The organism is Kribbella jiaozuonensis, assembly GCF_005233875.1.
Taxonomy (GTDB): Bacteria; Actinomycetota; Actinomycetes; order Propionibacteriales; family Kribbellaceae; genus Kribbella; species Kribbella jiaozuonensis.
Genome location: NZ_SZPZ01000004.1, coordinates 605177 through 629161, shown reverse-complemented (window position 1 = coordinate 629161; position 23985 = coordinate 605177). Strand labels below are relative to the sequence as shown.

Below are 23985 nucleotides of genomic sequence, written 5' to 3'. Positions count from 1 at the left end.
CAATAGAATCGATAGGAAACTAACTTAACAACCAACGGACCACAAGGCTTAACTCCGAGTTGGTGGCCGAGTTGTTAGCAGCGAGGGGGTCGACGTGACGGTTGTTGCGCCAGGCGCGTCCGCGGCACGCCCGCAGCTGATCCGCGAGATCAACGAAAAGGTGCTGCTCGATCACATCCGGCGATCCGGACCGATCTCGCGGACCGAGCTCGCCGGTCTGACCGGACTGTCGAAGCCGACCGTGTCCGCGGCCCTGGGCTCGCTGGAGCGGACCGGTCTGGTGCACGTGACCGGACAGCGCACCGGCGTACCCGGACCGGCGGCCAGCCTGTACGAGGTGCGGCCGGACGCGGGGTACGTGCTCGGGCTCGACGTCGGGCGGGAATACCTGCGCGGAGCGATCTCGGATCTCGCGGGCACCGTCCGCGCGCGGCTGAGCGTGCGGACCAAGGCCGGCGACGCGATGGCTCGGATCCAGGAGCTCGCCGACCTGAGCACGACCCTGGCTACCGAAACGGGTATCGACGTCACGCAACTGAGCCAGACCGTGCTCGGCAGCCCTGGTGTGTACGACCCGCGGCTCGACGCGTTGACGCTGACGGGACGCCTGTCCGGGTGGGACTCGCCGGCGACGCTGGCGGCGCTGCGCGACCGGTTCGGTACGTCGTTGATGATCGAGAACGACGTGGATGCGGCCGCGATCGCCGAGCGCGTGCACGGACACGGCCGGAACGTCGACAGCTTCGCCTTCGTTTCGGTCGGTACCGGAATCGGGATGGGCCTCGTGCTCGACGGGAAGCTGCGGCACGGTTCGCACGGGGTCGCGGGGGAGATCGGGTACCTGCCGTTCACCGAAGGCAGCGGTAGCGACCAGCGGGACGCCCGCAAGCGTGGCGGTTTCGATGCGTCGGCGTCGGCGGCGGCTGTGGTGCGCGCGGCGCGGCGGGCCGGCGTACGGGGGGCGTCGACAGCGGAGAAGGTGTTCGCAGCGGCTGCTCGTGGCGATGCTGTTGCCGCCGCGGTCGTTGCAGAGGAGGCACTGCTTGTGGCCAAAGCAGTGTGCACGGTGATCACTGTGGTGGATCCGGAGCTGGTCGTGCTGGGCGGCGGTATCGGACAGGCACCCGGCTTCCTCGAAGCCGTCTCCCAGCAACTTCACAGGATGGCTCCGGTGATGCCCGACGTGAAGGCCAGTGTTCTCGGCCGCGAGTCGGTGGTCGCCGGGTGCCTGGCCGCAGGTCTGGACCGGTCCTGGCAGATGCTCGTCGGCCGGGTCGGCGCTCAGGGCTGATTTCTCCAACTCTGGGTTGATCTCCGGGTTGAGATCGTGGCCGGATCGCTGACCGCGCGGGGTCGTGCTGCCTACGGTCGATCGGTGACCACGACGCTGACTGCGCTTCGTCATGCGCGGACCCATCACGCCCGGGCCTGGCGGTGGCTGCGACTCGTGGGTCCGGTCATCATCGGGCTGCAGGTGATCGCGTTGTGCCGGACCGAGCCGCGGCCCGGATTGTCCGGCCGGGGCTTGGTGATCCTGCTGGCAATAGTTGCCTTCGGCATCGGTGCGGGCGGTGCGTTCGTGACCAGGCGCGGGGGTCGGTGGTTGTCGATCCTGCTGTTGTTCGCGGCAAGCGTCGTACTGCTGCTGTTGCAGCCGTCCGGTCCGGGTGTGCTCGGTGTGTTCGTCGCGGTGGCGGTAATCGGTCGTCGGCTCGCGCCGCTGCCGGGGAGTCTGCTGGTGGGTGGGGCACTGGTGGCGCTGATCGTTGCCGGCCAGAACCGGTCGCCGCTGCCGGCGTTGATGACTGGTATTGCGATGGCGAGTTTCTACGCGGTGATGCGGCTGGCCGAACGGCTCAGCGCCACCAACGGTCAGGCCGAGGAATTGTTGATTGCGTTGGAGCACACGCGCGAGGCGGACGCTCGTGCGGCAGCTCTCGCGGAGCGGCAGCGGTTGGCGCGCGAGATGCACGACGTACTGGCGCATTCGTTGTCGGCGTTGGTGCTTCAGCTGGAAGGAGCGAGTGTGCTGGCTGCGTCCGACGAGCGGCTCGGGCCGGTGATCGAGCGGGCGCGGAGGCTGGCCGGGTCGGGGCTCGACGAGGCGCGGAATGCGATCACGACGCTGCGCGAGGGCGGGACGCTGCCGGGGCCGGGGGAGTTGCCGGCGTTGTCGGCGCGGTTCGAGCACGACACCGGTATCCGGTGTGAGCTGACTGTATGTGGCGATGCGCACCAGCTCGATGCGGATGCACAGCTCGCGGTCTATCGGGTGGCGCAGGAGTCGTTGACGAATATCGCCAAGCATGCGCCCGGGCAGGATCGAGTCTGCTTGCAGCTGAGCTACGAGCCCGGGGTGGTGCGGTTGGTCGTGGAGGACTACGGCGTTGGCGCACTCGCCGGCTCAGGAGGATACGGGCTGACGGGCATGCGGGAGCGGGCGGAGCTTGTCGGTGGTCGGCTCGACGCCGGTCCGACCTTGACTGGGTTCCGGGTCGAACTGGAGGTGCCGGCATGACGATCCGGGTGCTGAGCGTGGACGACCAGCGGATGGTCCGGGAAGGACTCGCGCTGGTGCTTGGGCTGCTGCCCGATGTGCAGGTGGTCGGGACCGCGTCGGGTGGTGAAGAGGCGGTGCGGATGGCGGGGGAGTTGCGGCCGGACGTCGTACTGATGGATCTGCGGATGCCGCGATGCGATGGCGTCGAGGCGACGCGACAGTTGCGGCAGCTGTACCCGGACGTGAAGGTCATCGCATTGACGACGTACGCCGATGACGAATCGGTCCTGTCCGCGTTGCGGGCCGGAGCGCGTGGTTATCTGACGAAGGACGCGCGGTCGGCCGAGATCCATGAGGCCTTGCTGCGGGTGCTGGACGACCGGGCCGCGATCGACCCGGCCGTCCAGCATCATCTCGTCGATGCCATCGCCGCGGCACCTCGTCCGGCGCAGGCGACGACTGCCGTCGACGATCTACTGACCCGGCGCGAGACCGAAGTACTGACGTTGATTGCCGCGGGCCTGTCGAACGGTGAGATCGCCGAGCGACTTGTGGTGAGCGAGGCAACGGTCAAGAGCCACGTGAACCACCTGCTGGCCAAGATCGGCGCCCGCGACCGGGCTCGCGCCGTCAGCTACGCGTATCAGCGTGGGCTGCTGCAGTAGCAGGAGGACGATGCTGGCGGGTTCGCGTCGGCTCCCAACGGAAGACCGCCAGCGACAGAAGCAGACCGCCAACGGACCAAGCGCACAGGACGAGGATGTCGTGGGGCGCAGGCGTCGTACGTTCCAGAGAGACGACAGTCGGGCGGACCGGGAGATACGAGGCAACCACGTTGAGCCAGTGCGCCTTCAGCGGCTCGCCTACCGTTCCCGACAGCAACAGGACGGGCAGATAGGTGAGGCCCAGGATCGGGAACGCACTGGTGACCGTAGGCACGAAACCGGTCACTGCAGTCGACGCCGACGCACACGCCAGCGCACCAAGGACGATGACGCCGAGCATCACCAGCGCGTGCCAGAACTGCAGCTCGGTCCCGAAGAACACCACGCTGACCAGTACTGCGAGAGCTCCCGCCAGCACGGCGACGATCACCGATGCGACGATCTGCGCGGTCAGGTAGCACCAAGCAGGCAGCGGTGTCGCGCGGTAGCGCTTCATCACGCCGGACTCGCGAACGGCGACCAGTCCGATGCCGTGGGTCGTCCAGGCAATCATCGTCGTACCTAGCACTGCGCATCCTGCTAGCCGAGCGGGTGGCACGTGTCCGTCGGACGAGTTGAGGAACAGCAGCAGCACCGGAAGGACCAGTCCGGTGCTCATGGCTCGTGGGGTCCGCAGGAGCAGCCGGATCTGGTGACCGAGCTGCCCGATGAGCAGTTGCAGATCAGACATGGACCGGCTCCTTCCCGGTGATGGCCAGGTAGACGTCTTCGAGGCTCGGCGGCCCGACTTCCAGTCCGGTCAGACCGACGCCGGACTGGTCGGCCCAAGAGATCAGCTCCGCGAGCACAGGCACGACCTGATCGGTCTGCAAGGCGAGCTCCTGCCCGGTGACGTGACGGGCCAGGTCCGGCGGCAGGGGTACGCCGGGCGGCAGCGGCAATCGCACGAAGCTGACGCCGCTGCTCGCCCGCATCGCCGTCGGTGTCATGTCGGCGACGAGCCGGCCCGCGGACAGGACCAGGACCCGGTCAGCCAGCTTGTCGGCTTCGTCGAGGTAGTGCGTGGTGAGCAGGATCGTCGTACCGGAGCCGTTGAGCCGCTCGATGCTTGCCCAGCACCGGCGCCGGGCTTCCGGGTCGAGTCCGGTGGTTGGCTCGTCGAGAAACAGCAGCTCGGGGTTCCCGATCATCGCCAAGCCGAGATCGACCCGGCGCTGCTGCCCGCCGGACAGCGTGCCGATCCGCACCTTGGCCTCGGCGGTCAGGTCGATCAGTTCGAGGACCTCGCGGATCGGCCGCGGGTTCGGGTAGAGCCGGGCGAACAGGGTCAGCAACTCCGCGACCGTCGGCTCGGTCTCGAGGCTGGTGGACTGCAGTACGAGCCCGATCCGGCTCCGCCACGCACGGCCGCCGCGTCGCGGGTCCTTGCCGAGCACACTGACCTGGCCGGTCGTGGCGTCGGCGAACCCTTCGAGGATCTCGAGCGTGGTCGTCTTGCCGGCGCCGTTCGGTCCGAGTACGGCGACCACCTGACCGGCCGGGATCTCGAAACTGATCCCGTCGACGGCCGCGAAGTCCCCGTAGTACTTCGTCAGTCTGTCGACGCTGATCGCGCTCACCTGCGCTCGCGATTCTTGAGCTCCATCACGATGTTCACTGCGCTCCAGAGCGCGATCGCGCCGCCGATGCCGATCAGCAGCGGGCGGTGGGTGCCGATACCGACACCGGCCAGGCCGATTCCGACGAGTGCGCGTACGTAGGCGTTGAGTCCGAGAAGTCGAAGCATGCGCCCAGCCTGGCCGTGGAGGGTCACTGTCCTCATCGGCGTAGCTGTTGATCTTGCCGACCGCAACCGGCGATGGATTACTCCATCGTTGGTTCGAGTTCCGGGCGTGGATCGTCCGGAATGGTCAGTAGGGTTCGAGCCATGATCGCTATGTACCCGAGTTTTGTGATGGACTGCCCCGACGCCGCGCGGCTCGCGCAGTTCTACGGCGAGGTGCTCGGCTGGAAGGTCGAGTCCCGCGACGGTTGGGCCGACATCAAGCCCGAGGACGGGAGCAACTGCATCTCGTTCCAGCAGGTCGAGAACTTCAAGGCGCCGTCGTGGCCGAGCCAGGACGGCCCGCAGCAGATGCATCTCGACGTGATGGTCCGCGACCTCGACGAAGCGGAGTCCGAGGTGGTGGCGATCGGCGCGACCAAGGCTGAACACCAGCCCGGTACGACGTTCCGGGTCTTCCTCGACCCGGCTGGGCATCCGTTCTGTTTGTGCGTCGCCTAATCTGAGGCCGTGACGAGTTGGCGGGATGAACGGCGACAGGCGGCGGTCGAGCATGCGGCCGCGCTGGAGCGTCGCAAGGCGTCGGAGACCGCGCAGGCTCGTCAGCTCCTCATCGATTTCATCGCGACGCTGAAGGAACGCGGCATCGAGCCGGAGCCGTTGCGTGCGCAGGTGGTCGGCTCGAACACGAGCTACCGGACCAACCTCACCGGCTGGTACCTGCGCCGCAACCGCTCGCTCGCAGTAGATGTCGACGGCAACTTCTACATCCTCGGCGTACCCGCGAGCCTCAAGGCCCGCGTCGCCGGCGTGCACGTCGTCCCGTCCGACCCGCCGCTCATCGTCGGTCAGGGCGCCCGTGACGGCGAGTCGCTGCCGCTGGCCGAGCTGCTACGCCTTCGGCTCGAATCCTAGGACGCTCGCGATCAACGCCGTACCGGGAGCGGTCCGGCCGCCCGGCCCGGGCAACGGTGCGACCTCGTCCATCGTCAGGGCCTCGCCGCACTCGGAGCAGGAGACCGTCGGGGTCGTCTGCTTGCCACACGTCGTGTGGGTGAACCGGATCGGCTGGCCGGCCGGGGGAGTCGCCCAGCGATCGCCCCAAGCGGTCAGCGCCATCAGGATCGGCACCAGCTCCTTCCCGGCCTCGGTCAGCTCGTAGCTGTACCGGACCGGGTTCTGCTGGTACGGCGTCCGCCGTACCAGGCCGCCGTCGACGAGCTTGGTCAGTCGGTCGGTCAGCAGGTTGCGGGAGATGCCGAGGTCGGTCACGAACTGGTCGAAGCGGTTCAGGCCCAGGTACAGGTCACGCAGGACCAGAGGGGTCCACCAGTCGCCGATCAGCTCCAGGGACTGGGCTAGTGAGCAGTGCATCGAGGCGAAGTTGGTGTTCCGCATGGCCCCGAGTGTAGTCAGTTGCGTCATTGAACTCACTAGCCCTAGGGTGATCCCATGGGCATTTACCACCAGATCGTGGCGCGGCAGGTCCGGAATGCGTTCGCGCAGATCAGCGCGGGCAACTGGGAGGCGATGGTGGCGGGGATGGCGCCCTCGTTCACGTACCGGTTCTACGGCGACCACGCGCTGGGCGGCGAGCGCCGTACCCATGACGCGCTGCGGGCCTGGTGGGAGCGCTGCTTCCGGCTGCTGCCGAACACCCGCTTCGAGGTGCAGGACGTGCTCGTCAACGGCTGGCCTTGGAACACCCGGGTCGCAACGGCCGTCACCGTCCACGTGGGCGTCGTGGACGGTTCGACGTACGAGAACGTTGTTCATCAGTTCCTGCGGATCCGGTGGGGGAAGATCACCGAGGTACGGACGCTCGAAGACACCGCCGTACTGGAGAAGACCCTCGACCGGCTGGCTGCTGCCGGGTACGCCGAGGCGCACGCGGCTCCGATCACCGGTTGAGCTCGGCCGGCTTGAGGCCCTTGAACGTCATGTAGAGGCCGATCGAAAGCTCCCAGAGGGCGACCGGGAGGGTGGCGACCGCGGACCCTACGGACAGCTGCTCGTTGTGTCCGAGGACGGTCAGGATGTTCGCGGTCAGCAGCAGCGGTGCACCGACGAGGCCCATGATCGGCATGAACCGCGGGACGCGGCGGGAGCGGTACATCAGCGTGCCGAGCAGGATCGCGCTGATCGCGGGCATGGTCCCGGCTCCGAACAGGAAGGACCAGTTGCGGACCTCGACGAGCGCCTGACCGACGATGCCGAGTGCGGTGGGGTCGGCGGTGCCGGCGAGATCCTGGCGCAGGTTGACGACGGCGACGAGGCTGACGACCCCGATCATGATCACGGCCGCCTCAATCGTCCGGGACGTGACGAAGCCGAGGGCCAGGGACTCCTTGTACCGCTTCATCACCGGGAACAGTGCGACGGCACTGCCGATGCCGGCCAGCGCGTTGACGAAGTCGAGCAGACAGCCGAACAGCACCCGGCTGTCCTGGCCGGCGCCGAGGATGTAGTTGTGATCGTGCAGCACCGGGCCGATCAGGAACAGCGCCGGGAACGAGGCGGCGAAGGTCACCAGGTAGAAGATCCCGGCGGCGCGGGCGTGGCCGCGGTCCGGATCGGCGGAGCTGACGGTGGTGCTCGGGGCAGGTGCGGTGATGGTCATAACGGTTTCCTTTGCGGTTGGTTGGTGTCGACCCGGTCGACCGAGAGCAGCGGCAGACCGAGGTCGCGGAGTCGCTGCAGCAGTCCGTGCAGGGCTGCCTGGTCGGCCACTCGGCCGTGGAGGACGGTGGTGCCGTCGGCGTGGGTGAGGGTCATTCCGTCGAACCACGCGGCCCACCGGGGATCGATTCGCCCTTCGAGGCGGATTTCGTACCAGGCTGATTCGTGGTCCATAGCCGCAAAGTAGGCGCGGGCCTGGTGAGCGCGCGTCACATCATGTGGTGATCTTCAGCGGGTGAGGAGCCCGAGCTGGTGAGCCCGCCGGATCGCCGCGCGCCGGTTGTTGACGCCGAGCTTGGTGTAGATGTGCTTGGTGTGCGTCCGCACGGTGTTGAGCGACACCACGAGCTCCCGTGCGATCGACGGGCCGTCGAGTTCGCTGGTGAGCAGCCGCAGTACGTCGAGCTCACGCTCGCTGAGCGGATCGATCAGGCTCTGCGGAGTGGTTACGTGCGTGGGTCGGCCGGCTGCGTCGAGAAGTCTTTGGGCGTAGGCAGACCGCTGTCGCTGCAGCATCGCGGTGCCGTCAGCGATGAACACCCGCACGTAACCCTCGGGTTCGGCCAGCGCCAGCGCACGTTCCAGCGGAGCGGGATCGCGGGCGGCGAGCGACTGAAGCACCAGGATCTCGATCAGGCTGCCGGTCCTGCCCTCTGCGGCTTCTCGTAGCTTGTCGAGGAGCGGTCCGGCGTCCTGGTGCTGAGCCATCATCAGCCGGGCCAACGTCACATGCTCGTACTCGTGGAGATAGGACAACTCGTCCGGCAGGCCTGCCGCCCATTCCTGCGCCGCAGCAAGCTCGCCGCGGGCGATCAGCAGTCGGGCGCGGACCGCGGTGAGTGGGCGGACGTTGGGGGAGAAGTCGCCGACGTACACCTTGATCGCCGCGTCCAGCAGTTCGAGGGCGCTGTCGAGATCGCCTTCGGCCTCGCGGATGCGGGCCATCGCGAGTCGCCAGCGGTACGGGTTCTGTGGGAGGTCGGACGCCAGCTCCTCGGCGCGGCGCAGGTAGTCGGTGGCCGCGTCGAGATCGTTCCGCTCCCAGGCGATCCGGCTCAGACCGACGTACATGTCGGAGGTTCCGCGGACACCGTGGCCGACTTCGAGCGCTCGTTCCAGCGTCGCCTGTGCCTGCCGCAGGTGGCCGAGGGTGATTTCGAGATCGGCCAGCGTGACGGAGCACCCGAGGACATCGGAGATGTGCCCGGCGCGTTCGAGGCCGGCCGTGGCGGCGGCGTACCCACGGTGGGCAGCCTCGATGTCTCCACCGGACCAGGAGGCAAGCGCGGACAATGCCGAGGCGGCCGAGGTGGTGAGGTCGTCGCCGGGTACGACGAGCCGGAGTGCGACGGCGGCGTGTTCGATGGTGCCGGTCGGCTTGCCCGCGATCAGATCGAGCGCGGCCCGGTAGGTCTCGATCCCGCTCGGCACGCGCTCGAGTTCCTCGCGATCCACGACGACGAGCGCGTCGGCCGGTCCGGCCAGCTGCCGTTCGATGTCCTGCAGCCGCTGCTCGACGCCAGTGAACTCGTTGCTGGCCATCAACGCCCCGACGAATCCGATCGCAAGCACGGGTCTGCGTCGTACGACGTCTTCGGGGATGTCGTCCAGCCAGCGCCGGATCGTGGCCTCCTGCCGCTCCCGCCGCAGCGCAGGGACCGCCAGCTCGACCAGGTCCGCGGCGCGGTCGACATCTCCTGCTGCGACGGCGTGGTGCACGGCGGCGACGGTGTCGCCGGCATCGTCGTACCACTGGGCGGCGCGGCGATGCAGCTCCGAGACGTCGCCGCGCTCGGCGAGCAGACGCGCCCGCAGTACGTCGGTGAAGAGGTGGTGATAGCGGTACCACTGGCGACGGTCGTCGAGCGGTACGACGAACAGGTTCTGGCGCTCGAGGGATTCGAGCATGGCTCGGCCACCGGGCTGCCCGGTGACGGCGTCGCACAGCGGGCCGGTCAACCGGTTGACGACACTGGTCTCGAGCAGGAACCGGCGTACCTGCTCCGGTTGGCGGTCGAGGACTTCGTCGACGAGGTAGTCGACGACGTACCGGTCGTCGCCCGCGAAGTCGTCGATGAACCCGCTCGCGTCGCTGCGACCGCGTAACGAGAGCGCGGCCAGTCCGAGCGCGGCGATCCAGCCTTCGGTGCGTTCCTCGAGCGTCGCGATCGCAGCGGCGTCGAGCCCCATCCCGGTGAAGTAGCTGTCCACCTCTTCCAGCGTGAAACGCAGATCGGCCGCACGTACTTCGACGAGCTCGCCGCGAGTCCGCAGGCGGGACAGGGGGAGCGCGGGGTCGGCGCGCGTGCTGATCAGCAGGTGGAGCTGAGGCGGGAGATGGTCGAGCAGGTACGTCATGCCACGGCTGATCTCCAGGCCGTCGGCGAGGTGGTAGTCGTCGAGGACGAGGTCGATCTCGCCGGGCAGAACGCTGAGTTCGTTCAGTACGCCGGTCAGGACCGTCTCGATCGGCGCAGGACCCGCCTGGAGTAGCGCGAGCGCGTCCTCGGCGATGCCCGGCGCGGCGCGATCCAGCGCGGTCAGAACGTAGGTCCAGAAGGTGACCGGGTCCTGATCGCTTTCCTCCAGCGAGACCCAGGCCGCGTCGTCGGCGGCCCAGGCCGAGACGAGTGTCGTCTTGCCGAATCCCGCCGGAGCGGCCACCAGCGTGAGCCCGGTGCCGTCCTTGCGCAGCAGGCGTTCGTCGAGCCGCGGCCGGTGCACCAGACCCGCGCGGCTCCGCGGGCGGTAGAGCTTGGTCTCGACCAGCGGTCCGGCCATCACACCCCCCACCCCGCACGACGTCGTTGGGATGAGAATAGGCCCGCGATTGCGGGCCCGGCCGGAAACTCGAATGCTTTTGTCGGTGGGGGCGGTTACGGTCGGTCGAGTGCTGACTCTGCTTCGCTACGGCGTACGTGTTGCACCTGGAAGCACCCTTCTGACGATGGGTCTGGCCGTCCTCGGCTCGCTGCTGGGGATGGCGGTCACCTTGCTGACCGGTCGGGTCGTCGGGGCGGTGCCGGGTGTGATCGACGGACGCCCCGGAGCGATGCCGCTCGAAGAGTTCAGCTGGCTGCTCGGTGGCTTGCTTGCCGTCTTCGTCATCGACAGCCTGACGCCGGCGCTGCAGCAGGTCGCCTCGCTGACGATGGACGCCGGCATGGTCCGCGCGATCGGCACCGGCATCACCGAGCCGCTGCTGCGCCCGCGTCGCGTGCAGCATTTGGAAGACGCCGAAGTCCTGGATGTGCAGGAACGCGCGAAAGGCAAGGGCGGATTCCACCTCGCCCAGGGCATGAGCCAAATGCCGTACTTGCTCGCCAGTCGGATCTCGCTGATCGGCTCGGCGGTGATCGTCGGCGCGATGTTCGAGTGGTGGGTCGCCGCGATGCTGGTCGCGGTGTCGCTGCTGCTGGAGTGGTACGGCGGTCGCCTCATCGAGCGTGAGATCGACGTCTGGTGGGGCAACACCGAGGAGCAGCGCCGCGCGAACTACGCGTTCAACCTGGGTATGCGCGATGCCCCGAAGGAGCTGCGTGTCTTCGGACTGCACAACTGGTTGGTGGAGCGGTACGTCCGCGAGTGGACGGCCGGCTACCGCGAGGTGTGGAGCCGTCGGGGCAAGAACGTGAAGTTCTCGATCCTGATCGGCGGCGTGCACCTGATCGCGAACAGCATCGCGATCCTCGCCGTCGGCCGCGCGGCATTGAACGGCTCGCTGCCGCTGACCCAGGTCGCGACCACACTGCCCGCGATCCTCGCCATCGGGCAGTCCAGCAACGGGTACGGCGTGGTGCAGGTCCGCCGCGGACTCTCGGCGTACCGCGCGATGCGGGACCTGCCGCAGACGATCGCCGAGCGGCACCCCGAGCCGGTCACGGAGGCGAAGCATCGGATCGAGACGATGCCGGCCCGCGAGATCCGCTTCGAGAACGTCAGCTTCCGCTACCCGGGGTCCGAGGTCGACGTACTGCGTGGCCTCGACCTCACGCTGCACGCGCACGAGGCGCTCGCGCTGGTCGGCATCAACGGCGCCGGGAAGTCCACGTTGGTGAAGCTGCTCGGCGGTGCCTACAAGCCGACGAGCGGGCGGATCCTCGTCGACGGTGTCGATCTCGCGGAGCTGGATCTGGCCGCTTGGCAGCGACGGGTCGCCGCGATCGTGCAGGACTTCCTGCGGTTCCCGCTCTCGGTCACGGACAACGTCGTGTTCGGCGCGGTCGAGCGTGCGGGGGATGAGCTGATATTGGCCAGGGTTGCCCGCGAGTCCGGGATCGACGCCGTCGTCCGCGGGCTGCCGAAGGGCTGGGACACCGTCCTGGACAAGACGTTCGACGGCGGCGTCGAGCTGTCCGGTGGTGAGTGGCAGCGGGTCGCGCTGGCGCGGGCGTTGTTCGCCGTCCATGCCGGCGCGGGTGTGCTGGTGCTGGACGAGCCGGCGGCGGCTCTCGACGTACGTGCGGAGGCCGAGTTGGTCGAGCGGTATCTCGAGCTGACCTCGGGCGTGGCGTCGCTGATCATCTCGCACCGGTTCTCGGTCGTGCGCAACGCCAACCGGATCTGTGTGCTGTCCGACGGACGCATCGTCGAGGACGGGACCCACGAGGAACTGCTGGCCAAGGACGGCGAGTACGCCGGGATGTTCCGGCTGCAGGCCGAGCGCTACGTCACCGGACCGGAGGCCGTCGATGCCTAAGACGTACCGCACCCTCTGGCTCTGGCTGAGTACGTCGTTCCGCGCCGCGCCGGGGCTGATGACGATCTCGGCCGTCCTCGTCGCGGCCCGCGCCATCACCGCACCGACCCAGACGTACGGCGTGAGCCGGCTCGTCGACGGGATCGCGTCGGACCAGTCGAGCACGATCGCCCTCGGCATCGGGATCATCATCGGCGGCCTCGCGGTCTCGTTCGTCGCGGACGGACTGGGCTGGCCGCTGCAGGACACCGCGCAGGAGCGGATGGCCGGTCGCGTGCACGCGGACCTGCTCGACGTGACGACCGGGATCCCCGGGCTGACGCATCACGAGCGGCCCGATGTCGCGGACCGGCTCGAGTTGGTGCGCGAGCGTGCGTGGCGGATGGGCGTCGGCGCCGAGGTGCTGCTGTGGGCGTTCGCCACGGTGACCAACACCGCGACCGTGTTGACGCTGCTCGGGTCGGTGCATCCGCTGCTGCTCGTTCTCCCGTTGCTCGGCTGCGCGCGCATCTGGTCGGCGTACCTGAGCAGCACGCGGCAGCAGAAGGCCTGGGAGGATTCGCTGCCGCAGGAGCGGCTGGTCGACCGGCTGATCGAGGTGGCGAAGGATCCGCGGACCGGTCTCGAGTTGCGGGTGTTCGGGCTCGGGAAGGTCTTGCTGGACAAGATCTTCGCGTTGCAGACCGAGCGGTTCGAGCGTCGCGTCGCGGCTGCCCGCTGGGGTGGCAAGGTCGACGGCTCGGTGCGGCTCGTGTTCGGTCTCGCGTACGCCGCGGCGATCGTGTGGGTGATCGCCCGCGCGCGGAACGGTCAGGCCACGGCGGGCGACGTCGTACTCGTGCTGCTGCTTGCGCCACAGGTCGATCAGATGACCGGCGGTATCGCGCAGAACGTGTACTGGGTCGGCGAGGTCGTGCGCAGCTTCAGCCGGTACGACTGGCTGCGTGAGTACGCGAAGCAGAACTCGTGGCGCTCGAGCGCGACGCCTGCGCCGGAGCGACTCACCTCGGGCATCGAGCTGCGGAACGTCGGATTCTCCTACCCTGGTTCGGAATCCGCGGTCCTCAGCGACATCAGCCTGACCCTGCCGGCCGGTGCGGCGGTCGCGCTGGTGGGGGAGAACGGCGCCGGTAAGACGACCCTGGTCAAGCTGCTCGCGCGGATGTACGACCCGACGACCGGAAGCATCCTGGTCGACGGCGTGGACCTGGCGACGATCCAGCCGGACGACTGGCGATCACAGCTCTCGGCCGGGTTCCAGGACTTCGTGAAGTTCGAGCTGACCGCGCGAGAGGTCGTCGCGATCGGCGATGTCGCGCGGGCCGGCGACGAGGACGCCGTACACACCGCGATCCTGCGCGGTGATGCGGAGTCGGTGATCGCCGGGTTGCCGCATGGGTTGGACACGCAGCTGGGCAAGAAGTTCACCGACGGCGTCGAGCTGTCCGGCGGGCAGTGGCAGCGGCTCGCGCTGGCCCGTGCGTTCATGCGCGAACGCCCGCTGCTGTTGCTGCTCGACGAGCCCACCGCAGCGCTCGACCCGGAGGCGGAACACCGGCTCTATGAGCAGTACGCCGAGGCCGCCAAGGTCGCCGCCTCCGAGACCGGCGGCATTACCGTTCTGGTCTCACACCGCTTCTCGACCGTACGGATGGCCGACCTGATCGTCGTCATGCACAACGGCCGGGTCGAAGAGTTCGGCACCCACCCCGACCTCCTCGCCGCCGGCGGCCGCTACGCCGAACTCTTCGAACTCCAGGCCCGCGCCTACCGCTGAGCCCGTCGGTCCGCGCGAGCAGTCAGCTCGTCCTCAGGCACCAGCACGAACATCTCCTGCCCGGGCGCGCACAACATCGTCACCGTGAACCTCACAGGCACGTCCGACCGATTGTTGCCGTCCTGGTAGTGGATGACGTCGCCGCCCGGCTCCCAGAACGACTCACCAGCCTTGATCACCCGCGGCGGCTCACCCTCGAGCTCGAACAGCATCTCGCCCTCGACGACGTACCCGAAGGCCGGCCCGGAGTGGCGGTGCGGCGGCGCGCCCGGGTCCCCGGCCGGATACTCGACCACCACGGTCATCACGTGGAAGCCTTCGGGAACGAACGGCGGCTCGACCTCCTGCAGCATCGTCAGCGCGGTCTGCCATGCGGTGGAGCGTTGTTCGGTCGTGTCGGTCATCGAAGCTCACCTTCCCGTTGGATGCGGTCTCCCTGGAAAGACCGACCAGCCAGGTCGGTTGTGACGGTCACACGCGATGCCGCTGTCCTGTCTCTGTGGGTATGAACCAGCACATCGGGACCATCGACAGTCTTCAGCAGCACCTGCAGTGGGCGATCGAGCTTGAGCACGCGACGCTTCCGCCGTACCTGTGTGCCTTGTACTCGTTGGACCCGGCGCGGAACCCGGATGCGGTCGAGTTGGTGAGCAGCGTGTTCGTCGAGGAGATGATTCACCTCTCGCTGGCGTCGAACCTGTTGAACGCCGTCGGTGGTGAGCCGCGGCTGGACTACCCGGGCATGCTGCCGGGGTACCCGCGCCGGTTGCCGCACGGCCAGGTCGAGCTGTCGCTGTTGCCGTTCGGGCCGGATGCGTTGGAGATGTTCCTGCGGCTGGAGAAGCCCGAGGCGCCGGGATCACCGGCGGAGAGCGACCACTACGAGACGATCGGGCAGTTCTACGACGCGATCGAGGAAGGTCTGCGGTACCTGTGCGAGACGCTCGGCGAGGACAAGGTCTTCTCCGGCGACCTCGCACGTCAGGTGACGGCGGGACCGTTCCATCACACCGGCGGCACCGTGCAACCCATCACCGATCTCAAGTCGGCGCTGGCCGCGCTGGAGGAGATCGTCGAGCAGGGGGAGGGGACCTCGCGCGGCGAGGTCTGGGACGGCGACCACGACATCTTCCACCCCGACCGCGACGAGGTCGCGCACTACTTCCGGTTCATGGAGCTGAAGCTCGGCAGGCGCTACCAGCGCGGCGACACCCCCGCGTCCGGTCCGACAGGTGAGCCGGTCGCGGTGGACCTGACCGGTGTGTCCCCGATGCAGCCGAACCCGCACCGGTCCGACAACGCGCAGATCCGCGCCGCGCAGGAGGAGTTCGACGACTCCTACTGCACGCTGCTGTACCTTCTGGAGCAGGCGTTCACCGGCGAGCCGACGCTGATCCGCGACTCCGTCCGCGCGATGTTCGCCCTCAAGGCCGAGGCCCTCAAACTCATGCAGCTGAGCGAGGACGACCACACCACGGCCGGCCCGACCTTCCAGTACGTGCCTCAGGACGCCCGCCGCTGAGAGACCGCTGAGAGGTTCGGCAACAAGATCTGCATTCAGTTCGCCATTTGTTTACCTTCGGTCTTCACCTGACCGTACATCGCTTTCTAATGTATTAACCATGGACACACCGCCCGCTGTCCGTGCCCGCGGAATCACCAAGTACTTCGGTGAGGTCGTCGCGCTCGACGGCGTCGACCTCGACGTCGCACCAGGCCAGATCCATGGAGTGGTCGGACCCAACGGGGCCGGCAAGACCACACTCCTCGGCCTGCTGCTCGGTCTCGCCGTCGCCGACCGCGGCACGCTCGAAATCCTCGGTACGCCGGTCGGCCGAGCCCTCGCCGTACCGGAAGGGGTCGCCGGCTTCGTCGACGGTCCCGGCCTGTACCCGTCGATGACCGCCAAACAGAACCTCGCCGCGCTGGCCGCGCTCCGCGGTGACGAGACGCAGACGATGAACATCGGCGAGGTCATCGCCCAGGTCGGCCTCACCGATGTGGCCGACGACCGCGTCCGCGGCTTCTCGCTCGGCATGCGCCAACGACTCGGTCTCGCCGCCGCCCTCCTCACCAAGCCCCGTCTGCTGATCCTCGACGAGCCCTCCAACGGCCTCGACCCAGCCGGCAAGAAGCATGTGTACGGCGTACTCACCCGCCTGGCCGCGAACGGCACGGCGGTCATGCTCTCCAGCCACCGGATGGACGACGTCGAGCAGCTCTGCTCCGACGTGACGATCCTGTCGACCGGACGGGTCGCGTTCTCCGGACCGATCAGCAAGCTGGCCTCTGAGGACAGCGAGCTCGAGTACCGCGTCGTCACGTCGAACCCGGCAGCCGCGCGCCGGCTCGCCCGCCAGACCAACGGCGTGCGGCTGCGCGACGACGAGACCGTCAAGGACGGCGTCGAGTTGCTGGTCATCTCCGCGACGATCCCGGCGCTGGACGAGTTCGTGAAGCAGCTCGTCCAGGACGACATCGCCGTACGCGAACTCGCGCCGGTCGTCTCGCCCCTCGAAGCCGCGTTCCTGGCCCTCACCGAGCAGCAGGAGAACAACTGATGACGGCCACCGCCGCCACCGTCGACGCGCCTGTCGCGCGCAAGGTCTCAGTAGTCCGCGGCTACCGCTTCGAGCTCGTCAAGCTGCTCTCGCAGTGGCGGGTCCGCGTTCTGATCATCGCGTGCTGGCTGGCCCCGGCGGCCTTCGTCGCCATCATCAGCCAGCAGGCCTCGCTCCCGGTCGACACGCTGTTCGGCCGGATGATGCACGCGACCGGATGGGCCGGGCCCCTTGTCCTGCTCGGCTTCTCGGGATCGTGGGCGCTGCCGCTGCTGACGTCGCTGATCGCCGGTGACGTGTTCGCGTCCGAGGACCGGCTCGGCACCTGGCGACACCTGCTGGTGGCGGTCCGTTCGCCGCGCCGCATCTTCGTCTCGAAAGCACTGTCCAGTCTGACCGTGATCCTCCTGCTGGTGATCGGGCTGGTCGTGTCCAGCACGACCAGTGGCCTGCTGGTGGTCGGCAACCGCGAGCTGATCGGTCTCGACGGGCACATGCTCTCGCCGGGGCACGCGGCCGGGGCGGTCCTCCTCGCCTGGCTGTGTGCACTCGCACCGACCCTCGCCCTCGCCGCGATCGGCCTGCTCGGCTCGGTCGCCCTCGGCCGCTCGCCGATGGGTCTGCTACTCCCGGCAGTGGTCGCCCTGGCGATGCAGATCGTCCAGCAGCTCCCGGTCCCGGTCGCCTTCCGCCTCGCTCTTCCCGGCTACGCCTTCATCAGCTGGAACGGCCTCTTCACCAGCCCGGCCCAGCTCGGACCCTTGCTGATCGGAGTCGCGGTCAGCCTGGTCTGGGCGATCGTCGCGACCGGCCTGGCGTACTTCCTCTTCGTACGGCGTGACTTCACCAACCCGACCCACGACGGCTCCGGCCGGCTGGCGGTGACGGCCGGCCTACTGCCCCTCGTCGGACTGCTCGTCGTCAGCACCGCGGTCATCGCTCCGGTGAGCGGCTTCGGTTCGGGCATCGACCAGGACAAGGTGCAGAAGGCCGTCGCGACCGAGTTCGCCCATCTCTACCGCCTGCAGACCAAGCAGCTCAATCGGGCCGATGTCACCGAGGAGCAGCTGCAGAGCGCGGCCGAGTGCACCAAGGGCGGCGACCAGGTCGCCGCGCAGGGGCCCGGCAACGACTGGCGGTGCGTCGTGAGCTGGCACATCCCGGGGGTGCAGGCCGCCGGCTCGGCGATCTACCAGCTCGACATCAACCCACTCGGTCGGTACGTGTCCGACGGGGACGGACCGAAAGAAGTGAATGGCTTCTTCCTGGTCCGGACCCCGTCGGGAGACGAACCGAACCCACTGTGGCAGTTCGACGGCAACATCGAACTGCTACCTGCCAAGTAAGACCAACCCGAAGGGATAGCTCCCATGCAGGTAACACGCCGCCGCAGGCGTGACGAAAAGGGCTCGTCGAGCCGCCTCCGGCGCAGAGTACCACTGGTAACAGCAGGCACTACGGCTGTTGCAGTGGCCCTCGCAGGCACCGCTGTGGCCTCGACAACCGGCTTCGGACACGAGCAGGTCGGCCAGGTCACCGACAAGGGCCAGGTCATCTCGTCCGACCAGTACATCAAGCCGATCGGCGACCGCCTCGTGCTCCAGGACGGCAAGATCATGTCGTCCACGGTGAGCCCGGACGGCACCCATCTGGCCGCAGGCGTGACCGACGGCGGAATGGCGCTGGCGATCGTCGACCTGAAGAACTGGAAGGTCCAGCAGTACATCGGCAACAACGCCGCCGCCGACCTCAAGATCCCCGGCAACGACATCGGCCAGGAAGGTCCGACGTACTCGCCGGACGGTAAGCAGGTCTGGCTGGGGCAGACCGACGGTTACCGGAAGTTCACCGTGAATTCGGACGGCACGTTGGCGAACCCGACGTTCGTGCCGATCGCGGCCGACGGCGCCAAGCACTCGCTGGCGGCTGCGGCGGTGTTCTCGGCGGACAGCTCCACCGTGTACTCCGCCGTGAACGGCCAGAACCGCGTCATCGCGATCGACGCCGCGACCGGTGCGATCAAGCAGAGCTGGGCGACCGGCAACGCTCCGCGCGGCATGGTCATGGTCGGCGACAAGCTGTACGTGAGCAACGAGGGTGGCCGGACCGCGAAGGCCGGCGACACGACGCTCGACTCGTACGGCACGCCGGTCGTCGCGAACCAGAACTCGATCACCACGACCGGTACGGTCAGCGTGATCGATCTGAAGAACCCGGCGGCCGCGGTGGCCAGCATCCCGGTGGGTCTGCACCCGACCGCGGTGTACGCCAAGAACGGCAACGTGTTCGTCGCGAACACCTCCAGCAACACCGTCTCGGTGATCAACACCCGCTGGGGCAAGGTCACCCAGACCATCGCCACCCAGCCGTGGCCGGAGGCCTCGGTCGGCTACGAGCCGAACGGCATCACGCTGACCGATGACGGTCACCTGCTGGTGTCGCTCGGCCGCGCCAACGCGGTCGCGGTGTACAAGTTCAAGAACGCGCTGGAGCCGGTCAGCTACGTCGGCCTGCTCCCGACCGACTACTTCCCGGCCGAGCTCGCCCAGGTCGGCAAGGACATCGTGGTGTCGAACACCCGCGGCATCGACGCCCGCCGTACCACCACCGCCGCCGGTCGCGGCACGCACGACACCACGTCGAGCCTGACCAAGTTCCGGCTGCCCGACGACCACGCCATCCAGAAGCAGTACACCGGTCAGGTCTTCGAGCAGAACGGCTGGACGAAGGGTTCGGCGCAGCTCGCGACCGACAAGGGCCACCGCAAGCCGGTCGCGGTTCCGGCCAAGCTCGGCGACCCGTCGACGATCAAGCACGTCTTCCTGCTGGTCAAGGAGAACCGCACCTACGACCAGGTGTACGGCGACATCCCGGAGGGCAACGGCGACCCGGCGCTCGCGCAGTACGGCGAGAACGTGACGCCGAACCAGCACGCGCTGGCCAAGCAGTTCGGGCTGTACGACAACACCTACGACGTCGGCACGAACTCCGCCGAGGGTCACAACTGGCTGATGCAGGCCGACAACCCGGAGTACACCGAGTCCTCGGCCGGTGAGTACCTGCGCAGCTACGACACCGAGAACGATGCCCTCGGCCACCAGAAGAGCGGCTTCATCTGGACCGGCGCGCAGGCGGCCGGCAAGACCGTCAAGGACTTCGGTGAGTTCCTGTCGATCGAGCAGAAGCCGGCCGGCGCGAGCTGGCAGAACCTGTACTGCGACACCAAGCAGATGCAGACCGGTGCCGACACCAAGTACCCGATCCAGGTCGGCTCGGCGATCCCGTCGCTGAACAAGGTCGCCGTCCAGGGCTTCCCGCAGTTCGACACCACGGTGCCGGACATCTACAAGGAACAGGTCTGGGAGAAGGACTTCAAGAAGAACGGTCCGGCCAACCTGAACATGTTCTGGTACTCCAACGACCACACCGGCGGGACCGCGAACGGCCCGGCGCAGGTGGCCGACAACGACCTGGCCGTCGGCCGGACCGTTGACGCGATCACCCACAGCAAGTACTGGAAGGACTCGGCGATCTTCATCGTCGAGGACGACTCGCAGGCCGGTCTCGACCACGTCGACGGGCACCGGGCGCCGATCCAGATCATCAGCCCGTACGCGCAGCACGGCGTCACGGACAGCCACTACTACACGCAGATCACGATGATGCGGACCATCGAGCAGATCCTCGGGATCCACCCGATGAACCAGAAGGACACCGCCGCCACCCCGATGTTCGGCGCGTTCACCAACAAGCCGAACAACGCACCGTTCACCGCGGTCCCGAACCGGACCTCGCTGACCGGCGGCGTGAACCCGCTGCCGACCTGTGGCGCCGACGTTCCGGCGGCGCAGAACCCGAACGTGGCACCGGTGCCGACGGCAACGGTCCCGGCCGGGATGCAGTCGATGGCGGCGACCTGGTCGGCGTGGAAGGACCAGCAGCGCACCACCGGTCCGAACGCGAAGGCCGACTTCGCGAACCCGTCCCAGATGAACCACTTCGACTGGTACGAGGCGCACAACTGGTCCACGCCGTACCCCGGCGAGACCAAGATCGTCGCGCCGAACGACGTACCGGGTGCGGTGATCCCGGCCAGCGAAAGTGACGGCTGAGACACCTTGATGGGGTAGAAACTCCCCATGACTGATGCGCGGGCGTCGGCCCGGATCGAGCAACCTGCTCATCCGGCCGACGTCCGCGCCGTCGGTTACGGCCCGGACGACGTGCCGGTGGTGCCGGCGAAGTACGCGGATCGGCCGCTGTACAAGGAAGACTCGGGTCGCGCGGAGCTGTGGAACCCGCGGCTGATGGACCCGCAGCCGTCCGCGGTGTACCTGGTCGACGAACGCTATCTGTACGTGACCGACGACGTCGGCCGGGTCGTCCACGCGGAAGGCTGGCTCGGCTGGCTGCCGAAGGACGAGAACGCCGACCGCCGCAACCTGGACGCCCAACTCGAGGCGGGCGAGGCGGACCGGCAGCCGACCGACGACGGCGGCCATGTGTTCGCGACGAAGTTCGAGGGACCGGGGGAGTCGATCAACCTGACCGCGCAGTCGCGTTCGCAGAACCGCGCCGTCAAGGGCAGCGAGAACTGGCGCCGGATGGAGGAGAGCTGGCAGGCGCTGCGTGCGTCGGGGATCCAGGTGCACGCGGCGATCGACCTGAAGCACCCGAACGGTACGTCGCGCCGCCCGTCCAGCCGGACGGTGATCGACCACCATGAGGGCAAACGATCACCCCGGCGTATCTTCAGGGAGACCAAACCCACGGCCCGGGGAGATCGATGACCGAGATCAGCGTGATCGACACGATCGCACGAGCCCTGGTCGCGGAGCTGCCGGCCGGATGGCGTGAGGTGACCGCGGTGTACCGCGGCACGACGTCGTACGCCGAACTGGACGCGACCGTGGACTCGGCCCAGCTGGATCCGCTGCCCGAAGGACTCGAGGACGACTTCGAGGAGTTGCGGCGGTCGATGTACCAGCCCGGCAAGGGCACCTGGCTGACGGCGACGATCAGTGTGACCGCCGACGGGCATTTCTCGACGGACTTCGACTACGACCATCAGCCGGCCTGGTCGATTCCTGTCGACGAAGGTATCTACGCGGCCGACCTGGCCGAGTTTCCCCGTGACGACGTACCGGGCTGGATGCGGCGTTAATTCGGTGGCAGGCGACCTCGGCCGCTGGTAACGTCGCCAGCCTGTCTTTTCGGGATCGAATCGAACCGGATGGATCTGCTCCGGGGCGGGACCCAGCTCACGATTCGAGGCTCTCTCGCATGGCCGCAGCCGAACTCGAGGCCGAACGCGCCTTCCTGACCACTGCCCAGCTCGCTCTCCACCGCATGTACGCCGAGGTCGTCGACCGCGACGTCCAGATCATCGGCGGCGAGGACAACGACGAACGCTTCACCAACGAGGCCAACCAGCGGGCCAAGGAGATGCGCACCCACGCACTCCTCGACCTGCCCGACGTACCGCTGTTCTTCGGCCGGCTCGACTACGAGCACGGCACCATCCCCGACCTCGACCAGATCTACATCGGCCGCCGGCATGTGCACGACGGCAGCGGCGTACCGCTGGTGATCGACTGGCGTGCACCGCTGTCGGTGCCGTTCTACCGCGCGACCCAGAGCGACCGGCAGCGGGTGCTGATGCGCCGTCGCTACGGGTTCTCGGACCACGCCGACCTGACCGGCTTCGAGGACGAGTCGCTGACAGCCGTGGCCGAGATTGACCAGGCGGATGCCTTCCTGCGGGCCGAGATCGAGCGGCCGCGCACCGGTCCGATGCGCGACATCGTCGCCACGATCCAGCCGGAGCAGGACGACCTGGTCCGCGCGCCGCTGCATCCGAGCGTCTGCGTCCAGGGCGCGCCCGGCACCGGCAAGACGGCGGTCGGTTTGCACCGGGTCGCGTACCTGCTCTACACCGAGCGCGAACGGCTCGGCCGCGGCGGCGTTGTGATCGTCGGCCCGAACCGCTCGTTCCTGTCGTACATCCGCAAGGTCCTGCCGGCGCTCGGCGAGGTCGACGTACGGCAGATCACCATCGACGAGCTGCTCACCCGGCCGACCGCGGCGATCGACGACGCCGAGCCCGAGCGGCTGAAGGGCGATGCCCGGATGGCCGACGTACTGCGGCGTGCGCTGTGGTCGTACGTCGGTACGCCGACCGAGGGAGTCCTTTACAGCAAGGGATCCCGGCGCTACCGGGTGCACGACTACGAGGTCGTCGACATCGTCTCGGACCTGCGCGAGTCGACCCGGTACGCGCCCGGCCGGAACGCACTCGCGCAGCGGATCGCGCACGTCGTACTGGTCCGGATGGAGGAGCGGGCCGAGTCGCCTGACGATCGAGTGCAGAACGCCGTTGCGCGCTCGAAGCCGGTGAAGGATGTGCTCGACTCGGTCTGGCCTCGCGTCGCACCCGAGCAGGTCCTGCACCGCCTCTTCTCGAACGCGGACTTCCTCGCCCAGGCTGCCCCCGCGCTGACCGACGAGGAGCGTACGGCGCTGTTGTGGGACAAGCCGGCGCGCTCGTGGAAGTCGGCGAAGTGGTCGTTCGCCGACACCGTCCTGCTCGACGAGCTCGAGGACCTGATCGAGCGGCGCACCGGATCGCTCGGTCATCTCGTCCTCGACGAGGCGCAGGACCTGTCCGCGATGCAGCTGCGGGCGCTCGGCCGGCGCTGCCGGACCGGTTCGGCCACGGTGCTCGGCGATCTCGCGCAGGCAACGACCGCCTGGGCGGCGGGACCGTGGGACCAGGTGCTCGGTCATCTCGGTAAGAGCGACGGTGTGGTCGCCGAGCTCGACCGTGGGTTCCGCGTGCCGGAGCAGATCATCAACTTCGCCGCGAAGCTGCTGCCCGAGATCGCCCCGACGCTGCGTACGCCGACCGGGGTCCGCACGGTCGCCGACGCGTTGAGTGTCGTCTCGGCCAGCCGGTCGACGCTCGCGGACGAGGTCATCGCCGCCTGCAAGGCCGCGCTGGCAGGCGAAGGTTCGGTCGCCCTCATCGCCGCGGACGATCAGGTGGCCGCGCTCAGGGATGCGATCGCCGCCGCGGGCCTCGAGGTCGCACTGATCGGCGAGACCGAGGACGAGATCGACACGGTCCGGCTCGTCTGCGTTCCGGCCACGCTCGCGAAGGGCCTCGAGTTCGACGCGGTCATCGTCGCCGAGCCCGCCCACATCGTCGCCGCCGAAGCCCGCGGCCTGCACCGCCTGTACGTCGTCCTCACCCGCGCCGTCAGCCGCCTCCAGATCGTCCACGCCGAGCCGCTGCCGGGCGCCCTGGGCTGATCCCCTCCCA

23 protein-coding genes are annotated in these 23985 nt (G+C 68.2%); 15 read left to right on the top strand and 8 right to left on the bottom strand.

Annotation, left to right across the window (positions count from 1 at the left end; genetic code table 11):
- The first annotated feature begins 94 nt into the window (after positions 1–94).
- The 3 genes from FDA38_RS29080 to FDA38_RS29070 all read left to right on the top strand — a co-directional run bounded on the left by FDA38_RS29080 (position 95) and on the right by FDA38_RS29070 (position 3165).
- On the top strand, positions 95–1291 hold the full coding sequence (locus tag FDA38_RS29080) for an ROK family transcriptional regulator (protein ID WP_137257307.1): 1197 nt from the start codon (positions 95–97) through the stop codon (positions 1289–1291).
- A gap of 84 nt (positions 1292–1375) precedes the next feature.
- Complete coding sequence (locus FDA38_RS29075) at positions 1376–2518, top strand: sensor histidine kinase (protein WP_137257306.1); 1143 nt, start codon at positions 1376–1378, stop codon at positions 2516–2518.
- The gene (locus FDA38_RS29070; protein ID WP_137257305.1) at positions 2515–3165 is read left to right on the top strand and encodes a response regulator; all 651 of its coding nucleotides are present in this window, start codon (positions 2515–2517) and stop codon (positions 3163–3165) included. Before FDA38_RS29075 ends, FDA38_RS29070 begins: the two co-directional genes overlap by 4 nt.
- Here FDA38_RS29070 and FDA38_RS29065 read toward each other — a convergent pair.
- The 3 genes from FDA38_RS29065 to FDA38_RS42405 are packed head-to-tail and all read right to left on the bottom strand — an operon-like array spanning position 3131 to position 4951.
- A complete protein-coding gene (locus FDA38_RS29065) occupies positions 3131–3895 on the bottom strand; it encodes an ABC transporter permease (RefSeq protein ID WP_137257304.1) in 765 nt (254 codons plus the stop codon). The genes FDA38_RS29070 and FDA38_RS29065 overlap by 35 nt on opposite strands.
- On the bottom strand, positions 3888–4784 hold the full coding sequence (locus FDA38_RS29060; protein ID WP_202877887.1) for an ABC transporter ATP-binding protein: 897 nt from the start codon (positions 4782–4784) through the stop codon (positions 3888–3890). The genes FDA38_RS29065 and FDA38_RS29060 overlap by 8 nt, the downstream gene beginning before the upstream one ends.
- Positions 4781–4951: a hypothetical protein gene (locus FDA38_RS42405; protein ID WP_170989911.1), complete on the bottom strand. Its 171-nt coding sequence runs from the start codon at positions 4949–4951 to the stop codon at positions 4781–4783. The genes FDA38_RS29060 and FDA38_RS42405 overlap by 4 nt, the downstream gene beginning before the upstream one ends.
- A 141-nt stretch (positions 4952–5092) precedes the next feature.
- Here FDA38_RS42405 and FDA38_RS29055 point away from each other — a divergent pair, with 141 nt between their 5' ends.
- Together FDA38_RS29055 and FDA38_RS29050 are read left to right on the top strand one after the other, a co-directional pair.
- Complete coding sequence (locus FDA38_RS29055; protein WP_137257303.1) at positions 5093–5449, top strand: VOC family protein; 357 nt, start codon at positions 5093–5095, stop codon at positions 5447–5449.
- A 9-nt stretch (positions 5450–5458) separates the two neighbouring features.
- The gene (locus FDA38_RS29050; RefSeq protein ID WP_137257302.1) at positions 5459–5863 is read left to right on the top strand and encodes a hypothetical protein; all 405 of its coding nucleotides are present in this window, start codon (positions 5459–5461) and stop codon (positions 5861–5863) included.
- On the opposite strand, the gene FDA38_RS29045 is transcribed toward FDA38_RS29050, so the two are convergent.
- On the bottom strand, positions 5840–6346 hold the full coding sequence (locus tag FDA38_RS29045; protein ID WP_137257301.1) for a winged helix-turn-helix transcriptional regulator: 507 nt from the start codon (positions 6344–6346) through the stop codon (positions 5840–5842). The genes FDA38_RS29050 and FDA38_RS29045 overlap by 24 nt on opposite strands.
- A gap of 54 nt (positions 6347–6400) precedes the next feature.
- Here FDA38_RS29045 and FDA38_RS29040 point away from each other — a divergent pair, with 54 nt between their 5' ends.
- The gene (locus FDA38_RS29040) at positions 6401–6859 is read left to right on the top strand and encodes a nuclear transport factor 2 family protein (RefSeq protein WP_233714982.1); all 459 of its coding nucleotides are present in this window, start codon (positions 6401–6403) and stop codon (positions 6857–6859) included.
- On the opposite strand, the gene FDA38_RS29035 is transcribed toward FDA38_RS29040, so the two are convergent.
- Genes FDA38_RS29035 through FDA38_RS29025 form a run of 3 tightly spaced genes read right to left on the bottom strand, consistent with a single transcriptional unit; the run spans position 6849 to position 10408 of the window.
- Entirely contained in the window at positions 6849–7568 is a 720-nt protein-coding gene (locus tag FDA38_RS29035) for a DUF4386 domain-containing protein (RefSeq protein ID WP_137257300.1), read from the bottom strand. The genes FDA38_RS29040 and FDA38_RS29035 overlap by 11 nt on opposite strands.
- On the bottom strand, positions 7565–7801 hold the full coding sequence (locus FDA38_RS29030; protein ID WP_137257299.1) for a hypothetical protein: 237 nt from the start codon (positions 7799–7801) through the stop codon (positions 7565–7567). Before FDA38_RS29030 ends, FDA38_RS29035 begins: the two co-directional genes overlap by 4 nt.
- A gap of 54 nt (positions 7802–7855) precedes the next feature.
- Entirely contained in the window at positions 7856–10408 is a 2553-nt protein-coding gene (locus FDA38_RS29025) for a LuxR C-terminal-related transcriptional regulator (RefSeq protein WP_137257298.1), read from the bottom strand.
- Between the two features lie 109 nt (positions 10409–10517).
- Between FDA38_RS29025 and FDA38_RS29020 the strand changes: the two genes are divergently transcribed.
- A complete protein-coding gene (locus FDA38_RS29020) occupies positions 10518–12326 on the top strand; it encodes an ABC transporter ATP-binding protein (protein WP_233714981.1) in 1809 nt (602 codons plus the stop codon).
- A complete protein-coding gene (locus FDA38_RS29015) occupies positions 12319–14103 on the top strand; it encodes an ABC transporter ATP-binding protein (RefSeq protein WP_137257296.1) in 1785 nt (594 codons plus the stop codon). The genes FDA38_RS29020 and FDA38_RS29015 overlap by 8 nt, the downstream gene beginning before the upstream one ends.
- Here FDA38_RS29015 and FDA38_RS29010 read toward each other — a convergent pair.
- On the bottom strand, positions 14094–14507 hold the full coding sequence (locus tag FDA38_RS29010; protein ID WP_137257295.1) for a cupin domain-containing protein: 414 nt from the start codon (positions 14505–14507) through the stop codon (positions 14094–14096). The genes FDA38_RS29015 and FDA38_RS29010 overlap by 10 nt on opposite strands.
- Positions 14508–14608: 101 nt before the next feature.
- On the opposite strand from FDA38_RS29010, the gene FDA38_RS29005 reads away from it, so the two are divergent.
- From FDA38_RS29005 to FDA38_RS28975, 7 genes are all read left to right on the top strand, one after another.
- On the top strand, positions 14609–15625 hold the full coding sequence (locus FDA38_RS29005) for a ferritin-like domain-containing protein (protein ID WP_137257294.1): 1017 nt from the start codon (positions 14609–14611) through the stop codon (positions 15623–15625).
- Between the two features lie 100 nt (positions 15626–15725).
- On the top strand, positions 15726–16664 hold the full coding sequence (locus FDA38_RS29000) for an ABC transporter ATP-binding protein (protein ID WP_137257293.1): 939 nt from the start codon (positions 15726–15728) through the stop codon (positions 16662–16664).
- Positions 16664–18010, top strand: a complete 1347-nt coding sequence (locus FDA38_RS28995) for an ABC transporter permease (RefSeq protein WP_137257292.1) — start codon at positions 16664–16666, stop codon at positions 18008–18010. The genes FDA38_RS29000 and FDA38_RS28995 overlap by 1 nt, the downstream gene beginning before the upstream one ends.
- 144 nt (positions 18011–18154) lie before the next feature.
- On the top strand, positions 18155–20776 hold the full coding sequence (locus FDA38_RS28990) for an alkaline phosphatase family protein (protein WP_233714980.1): 2622 nt from the start codon (positions 18155–18157) through the stop codon (positions 20774–20776).
- 27 nt (positions 20777–20803) lie between these two features.
- Complete coding sequence (locus FDA38_RS28985) at positions 20804–21454, top strand: DNA/RNA non-specific endonuclease (RefSeq protein ID WP_137257290.1); 651 nt, start codon at positions 20804–20806, stop codon at positions 21452–21454.
- A complete protein-coding gene (locus FDA38_RS28980) occupies positions 21451–21828 on the top strand; it encodes an antitoxin YezG family protein (protein ID WP_137257289.1) in 378 nt (125 codons plus the stop codon). The genes FDA38_RS28985 and FDA38_RS28980 overlap by 4 nt, the downstream gene beginning before the upstream one ends.
- A gap of 119 nt (positions 21829–21947) precedes the next feature.
- Entirely contained in the window at positions 21948–23975 is a 2028-nt protein-coding gene (locus tag FDA38_RS28975; RefSeq protein WP_137257288.1) for a HelD family protein, read from the top strand.
- The last annotated feature ends 10 nt before the right edge of the window (positions 23976–23985 follow it).

Excerpts from the sequence above, each read along its gene's own strand:
- FDA38_RS29000 (WP_137257293.1), top strand. The coding sequence starts at position 15,726 with ATGGACACACCGCCCGCTGTCCGTGCCCGCGGAATCACCAAGTACTTC.
- FDA38_RS28975 (WP_137257288.1), top strand. The coding sequence starts at position 21,948 with ATGGCCGCAGCCGAACTCGAGGCCGAACGCGCCTTCCTGACCACTGCC.
- FDA38_RS42405 (WP_170989911.1), bottom strand. The coding sequence starts at position 4,951 with ATGCTTCGACTTCTCGGACTCAACGCCTACGTACGCGCACTCGTCGGA.
- FDA38_RS29070 (WP_137257305.1), top strand. The coding sequence starts at position 2,515 with ATGACGATCCGGGTGCTGAGCGTGGACGACCAGCGGATGGTCCGGGAA.
- FDA38_RS29010 (WP_137257295.1), bottom strand. The coding sequence starts at position 14,507 with ATGACCGACACGACCGAACAACGCTCCACCGCATGGCAGACCGCGCTG.
- FDA38_RS28995 (WP_137257292.1), top strand. The coding sequence starts at position 16,664 with ATGACGGCCACCGCCGCCACCGTCGACGCGCCTGTCGCGCGCAAGGTC.
- FDA38_RS29025 (WP_137257298.1), bottom strand. The coding sequence starts at position 10,408 with ATGGCCGGACCGCTGGTCGAGACCAAGCTCTACCGCCCGCGGAGCCGC.
- FDA38_RS28980 (WP_137257289.1), top strand. The coding sequence starts at position 21,451 with ATGACCGAGATCAGCGTGATCGACACGATCGCACGAGCCCTGGTCGCG.
- FDA38_RS29065 (WP_137257304.1), bottom strand. The coding sequence starts at position 3,895 with ATGTCTGATCTGCAACTGCTCATCGGGCAGCTCGGTCACCAGATCCGG.
- FDA38_RS29005 (WP_137257294.1), top strand. The coding sequence starts at position 14,609 with ATGAACCAGCACATCGGGACCATCGACAGTCTTCAGCAGCACCTGCAG.
- FDA38_RS29045 (WP_137257301.1), bottom strand. The coding sequence starts at position 6,346 with ATGCGGAACACCAACTTCGCCTCGATGCACTGCTCACTAGCCCAGTCC.
- FDA38_RS29015 (WP_137257296.1), top strand. The coding sequence starts at position 12,319 with ATGCCTAAGACGTACCGCACCCTCTGGCTCTGGCTGAGTACGTCGTTC.
- FDA38_RS29030 (WP_137257299.1), bottom strand. The coding sequence starts at position 7,801 with ATGGACCACGAATCAGCCTGGTACGAAATCCGCCTCGAAGGGCGAATC.
- FDA38_RS29040 (WP_233714982.1), top strand. The coding sequence starts at position 6,401 with ATGGGCATTTACCACCAGATCGTGGCGCGGCAGGTCCGGAATGCGTTC.
- FDA38_RS29035 (WP_137257300.1), bottom strand. The coding sequence starts at position 7,568 with ATGACCATCACCGCACCTGCCCCGAGCACCACCGTCAGCTCCGCCGAT.
- FDA38_RS29055 (WP_137257303.1), top strand. The coding sequence starts at position 5,093 with ATGATCGCTATGTACCCGAGTTTTGTGATGGACTGCCCCGACGCCGCG.
- FDA38_RS28985 (WP_137257290.1), top strand. The coding sequence starts at position 20,804 with ATGACTGATGCGCGGGCGTCGGCCCGGATCGAGCAACCTGCTCATCCG.